Raw genomic sequence first — 476 nt, 5'->3', positions numbered from 1 at the left:
TTCGTATGACAGTTATCGCTAGCGTCAAAACCTGCCTTGCTAGTGTAAGGGGCGCTCAAGCAAGTTTGAGCTCCCTTTCACTACATTCACAGGACGCAGAATCAAAACGTGTATTTCATGAATGTATGTTAGAAATGGAGAGCATCATCGCTGATTTACAAAATAGAGTTTCAGTATTAGAACGTGAAGAACCTCAATATAAAGGGTTTTAAGTAGACTGGAGGAAATGAATATGTCTCACCTGCCGGAATGGACACTTGTCATTCTTCGCTCTGTATTCATATTAATTATTTTATTCGCTATTACGAAATGGTTAGGGAAAAGACAAATCTCTCAGCTCTCCTTTATGGAATACATAGCCGGAATGACAATCGGTGTCATCGCTGCCCAAGTATCTACAGGGCTCGATTCAAAATTTTTTCACGGCGTCTTTGCGATACTCATTTTCGCTGTGGTACCTTTTTTAACAGGAATCC

The 476-nt window shown here is 40.3% G+C and carries 2 protein-coding genes; both read left to right on the top strand.

What is annotated here, in order from left to right; all coding sequences use genetic code 11:
- Positions 1-5 precede the first annotated feature (5 nt).
- Positions 6-212, top strand: a complete 207-nt coding sequence (locus FOT98_RS31725) for a DUF1657 domain-containing protein (RefSeq protein WP_000215901.1) — start codon at positions 6-8, stop codon at positions 210-212.
- A 20-nt stretch (positions 213-232) separates the two neighbouring features.
- Positions 233-476 (top strand): DUF421 domain-containing protein (locus tag FOT98_RS31720; protein ID WP_483861242.1); only part of this gene is annotated, 244 nt, incomplete at its 3' end.

This window comes from Bacillus sp. HY001 (assembly GCF_007558965.1).
In the GTDB taxonomy this organism is placed as follows: Bacteria; Bacillota; Bacilli; order Bacillales; family Bacillaceae_G; genus Bacillus_A; species Bacillus_A mobilis.
This window is presented reverse-complemented; position numbering and strand designations above follow the sequence as displayed.